Origin of the sequence: Zoogloea sp. (assembly GCF_028693495.1) — a bacterium.
Classification (GTDB): Bacteria; Pseudomonadota; Gammaproteobacteria; order Burkholderiales; family Rhodocyclaceae; genus Zoogloea.
Window position 1 is genome coordinate 1 of the sequence record NZ_JAQUVG010000155.1, and the last position, 4,717, is coordinate 4,717.

Sequence of the window (4,717 nt, forward strand, 5' to 3'; positions counted from 1 at the left end):
TCAACAAGTTCGACCGCAAGGGCGCCGAAGATGCCCTGCGCGATGTGCGCAAGCAGTACCAGCGCAACCGCGAATTGTTCACCACCCCCACCGAACAGATGCCGGTGTTCGGCACCATGGCCGCCCGCTTCAATGACGACGGCGTGACCGCCCTGTTCCAGGCCATCGCTCCGGCGCTGGCCGCCAAGGGCCTCAAGCTCGGCAAGGCCAAGCTGCCCATCGTCAGTGTCAAGGCCTCCAGCCGCGGCCGGGCCATCGTCCCCGCCGAGCGTGCCCGCTACCTGGCAGAAATCGCCGACTCGGTGCGTGGCTACCACAAGCACACCGCCGAGCAGGCCCGCATCGCCCGCGAACGTCAGGCCCTGCGCATTTCCAAGAAGCTCTTCGAGGGCTGCAGCAAGGATGCCGGCTCCTTCGACGAGCTGATTGAATGGAAGGACGGCGAGCTCACCGGCACCGCCAGGAAGCTCCTCGACATGTGGCCGAAGACCGTCGAGCTGTACGCGGCCGACGAGTACGTGGTGAAGATCCGCGACAAGGAGATTCGCACGGTCCTCACCTCCGAGTCCCTGTCCGGCAGCAAGATCCGCAAGGTTGCCCTGCCCACCTACGAGGACGACGGCGAGACCCTCAAGTTCCTGATGAAGGAGAACGTCCCCGGCTCTTTCCCCTACACTGCCGGCGTGTTCGCCTTCAAGCGTGAAGGTGAGGATCCCACCCGGATGTTCGCCGGCGAAGGTGATGCCTTCCGCACCAACCGCCGCTTCAAGCGTGTGTCCGAAGGCATGCCGGCGCACCGCCTCTCCACCGCCTTCGACTCGGTCACCCTCTACGGCTGCGACCCGGATCCGCGTCCGGACATCTACGGCAAGATCGGTAACTCGGGTGTCTCCATTGCCACCCTGGACGACATGAAGGTGCTCTACGACGGCTTCGACCTGGTGAACCCGACCACTTCCGTGTCGATGACCATCAACGGCCCGGCGCCCATCATCCTGGCGATGTTCTTCAACACCGCGCTGGAGCAGCAGCTGGCCAAGTTCAAGGCCCAGAACGGCCGCGATGCCACTGACGACGAAGTCCAGAAGATCCGTGCCTGGACCCTGTCCAGCGTGCGTGGCACCGTGCAGGCCGACATCCTGAAGGAAGACCAGGGCCAGAACACCTGCATCTTCAGCACCGAATTTGCCCTCAAGATGATGGGCGACATCCAGGAGTTCTTCGTCCATAACCAGGTGCAGAACTTCTACTCGGTGTCGATCTCCGGCTACCACATCGCCGAAGCCGGCGCGAACCCGATCAGCCAGCTCGCCTTCACCCTGTCCAACGGCTTCACTTATGTGGAAAGCTACCTGGCCCGGGGCATGCAGATCGATGACTTCGCCCCCAACCTGTCCTTCTTCTTCAGCAACGGCATGGACCCGGAATACTCGGTGATCGGTCGTGTTGCCCGCCGCATCTGGGCCGTGGCGATGAAGAACAAGTACGGCGCCAACGAGCGCAGCCAGAAGCTGAAGTATCACATCCAGACCTCCGGCCGCTCGCTGCACGCCCAGGAGATGGATTTCAACGACATCCGCACCACGCTGCAGGCCCTGATCGCCATCTACGACAACTGCAACTCCCTGCACACCAACGCCTACGACGAAGCGATCACCACGCCGACCGAGGAGTCCGTGCGCCGGGCCATGGCGATCCAGCTGATCATCAATCGGGAATGGGGTCTGGCCAAGAACGAGAACCCCAACCAGGGCGCCTTCATCATCGACGAGCTCACTGATCTGGTGGAAGAAGCGGTGCTCAAGGAGTTCGAGGCCATCAGTTCCCGCGGTGGCGTGCTGGGCGCCATGGAAACCGGCTTCCAGCGCGGCAAGATCCAGGAGGAGTCGCTGTACTACGAGCACAAGAAGCACGACGGCTCCTACCCGATCATCGGCGTCAATACCTTCCTCAACCCGAAGGGAATGGCTCAGCAGGATATCGAGCTGGCCCGTTCCTCCGAGGACGAGAAGCAGAGCCAGCTCACTCGTCTGGCCGATTTCCAGGCCCGCAACGCCGACCAGGCACCCAAGTGGCTGGCCCTGCTCAAGCAGACGGTGATCGAGAACGGTAACGTGTTTGCGGTGCTGGTGGATGCAGTGAAGTACTGCTCCCTCGGTCAGATCACCACGGCCCTGTACGACGTGGGTGGCCAGTACCGCCGGAGCATGTAACGCCAACAAGCAAGACCGCCCCTCTGAAAGGAGGGGCGTGACAAAAACGGCGCCCGAGGGCGCCGTTTTTGTCATGGGTGGGTGGTCATCTTTCCCCGGCGTTTTCGATTGGCGAAGCGCCGCTTGCAGGAAAAGGATTGCCCGCTGTCATGGGGGGGAGGGGAAGGTGCCCGTTCCTGAGCGGACAGCCCCTCTTCTTGTAAAGCGGGATCAGATCACGCCCTGGGCCAGCATCGCCTCGGCAACCTTCACGAAGCCTGCAATGTTGGCTCCATCAGCGTAGCTGACGCTCCCGTCAGGGCGCTTGCCATGCTTCAGGCAGGCGGCGTGGATGCCGGTCATGATTTCTTTGAGGCGAGCGTCCACTTCTTCGCGGGTCCACGAGAGACGCATGGCGTTCTGACTCATTTCCAGACCTGAGGTCGAGACCCCGCCGGCATTGCTGGCCTTGCCTGGGGCGTACAGGACGCCACTGTGTTCGAACAGCTTGATGGCCTCCACGGTGGTGGGCATGTTGGCACCTTCGGCCACGGCGATGACGCCGTTCTTGATGAGGGTGGCGGCGTCGGTCGCATCGAGTTCATTCTGGGTAGCGCACGGCAGGGCTACGTCCGCCGGGATGTGCCACGGCCTCACGCCGGGCTCGAAGCGGGCCCCCACCTTGGCGGCGTAGTCGGAAACGCGGCCGTAGTAATGGTTCTTCACTTCCATCAACACCGCCAGTTTTTCGGCGGTGAAGCCGTCCTCGTCGATCACCGTGCCGCTGGAGTCCGAACAGGTGATCGGTTTTGCCCCCATCTGCAGCAGCTTCTCGATGGCGTACTGAGCCACGTTGCCGGAACCGGAGACGGACACTTTCATGCCTTCCAGGCTGCGGCCGGCCTGCTTGAGCATGGCCTCGGCGAAGTAAACCGTACCGTAACCGGTGGACTCGGGGCGGATCAGGGAGCCGCCGAAGGTCAGGCCCTTGCCGGTGAAGACGCAGCTGGCTTCGTTGGAGAGCTTCTTCATCATGCCTGCCATGTAGCCTACTTCGCGCCCGCCCACGCCGATGTCACCTGCCGGGACGTCGGTGTTGGGGCCGACGTGGCGATAGAGTTCGGTCATGAAGGCCTGGCAGAAGCGCATGACCTCGCCGGGGCTCCGGCCTTTGGGATCAAAATCGGAGCCACCCTTGCCGCCGCCCATGGGCAGGGTGGTCAGGGCGTTCTTGAAGGTCTGTTCAAAGGCCAGGAACTTGAGGATGGAGAGGTTGACCGAGGGGTGAAAGCGCAGGCCGCCCTTGTACGGGCCAATCGCGGCATTGTGCTGGATCCGGTAGCCGCGATTGACGTTGACCTCGCCCCTGTCGTCCACCCAGGAGACTCGGAACATGATGACCCGCTCGGGCTCCACCAGCCGGTCGAGCAGGGAATGTTCGGCGTAACGGGGATTGGCTGAGATGAAAGGCCACAGGCTCGACATCACCTCGCCTACGGCCTGCAGGAATTCGGGCTGCCCCGGGTTGCGTTGCTCAACGTAGGACAGAAACTCTTCAAGGGACTTGTATTTCATGGGCTGATCTCGTCATCTCCAAATAAACAGGCCCATTTTAGTGCATGGATCCGGTTTTCTGCAGTGTTCCGTCCTTTTTTGGTGCGTACTGTGGATTTCTTGTCCTGTGTGCGCTTTTTTGGTGCGCAGGGGGGGATGGATGGCGAGGGCTCTGGAGCCGGGGATCTGCCGCGGGTGCCGTCGGCGATCTTTCACAATTTCGTACATTTGAAAAACAGTTGAGCAAACATGGTTTGCGAGACTCGGATTCAGCAAAAAAGACAATCCGTCACCGCTGGACAGGCTCCCCCGGGAGCGCTCCGGACGCAGTGGCGAGGACGAGACCGAGACACAACCGGAGGAGGATGGGGATGTCCAATACCCGAGCGACAGCCGCGGACAGCGCGGGCCTGGACACCTTTCCGCGTCTGCTGATGCACCATGCACGGCAACGGCCCGATCAGGCTGCGATGCGCGAGAAGGAGTACGGGATCTGGCAAACCTACACGTGGGCGCAGGTGGCGGAGCGGGTACGGGCCATTGCCAGCGGGCTGGCCGAGCTGGGTTTCAAGCGTGGCGACCGCCTGGCCGTGGTGGGTGACAACCGGCCGCGGCTGTACTGGTCAGTGGCGGCCTGCCAGTGTCTGGGAGGCATTCCGGTGATGATGTACCAGGACGCCGTTGCCCAGGAAATGTCCTATGTGATGCAGGATGCGGAGATCCGCTTCGCCTGCGTCGAAGATCAGGAGCAGGTGGACAAGATGCTCGAGATCAAGGGCGACCTGCCCTTGCTCGAGCACGTGATCTACGACGACCCCCGCGGCCTGCGCCATTACAACCAGACCTTTCTGCATGGTCTGGATGAAGTCCTGGAGATGGGGCGGATTCACGACCAGAACCACCCTGACTTCCTCCTCAACGAGATCGACAAGGGCAGCCCTGAGGATGTCTCGGTGATGCTGTATACCTCC

The 4,717-nt window shown here is 62.1% G+C and carries 3 protein-coding genes; 2 read left to right on the forward strand and 1 reads right to left on the reverse strand.

The window, feature by feature from the left end; translation table 11 throughout:
• Positions 1–2,213: methylmalonyl-CoA mutase family protein (locus tag PHD22_RS16355; RefSeq protein WP_299869337.1), on the forward strand; the 2,213-nt coding region annotated here is incomplete at its 5' end.
• Positions 2,214–2,423: 210 nt separating this feature from the next.
• On the opposite strand, the gene gdhA is transcribed toward PHD22_RS16355, so the two are convergent.
• The gene (gene gdhA / locus PHD22_RS16360) at positions 2,424–3,767 is read right to left on the reverse strand and encodes an NADP-specific glutamate dehydrogenase (protein ID WP_299869339.1); all 1,344 of its coding nucleotides are present in this window, start codon (positions 3,765–3,767) and stop codon (positions 2,424–2,426) included.
• A gap of 350 nt (positions 3,768–4,117) precedes the next feature.
• Between gdhA and PHD22_RS16365 the strand changes: the two genes are divergently transcribed.
• Positions 4,118–4,717 (forward strand): AMP-binding protein (locus PHD22_RS16365; protein ID WP_299869342.1); only part of this gene is annotated, 600 nt, incomplete at its 3' end.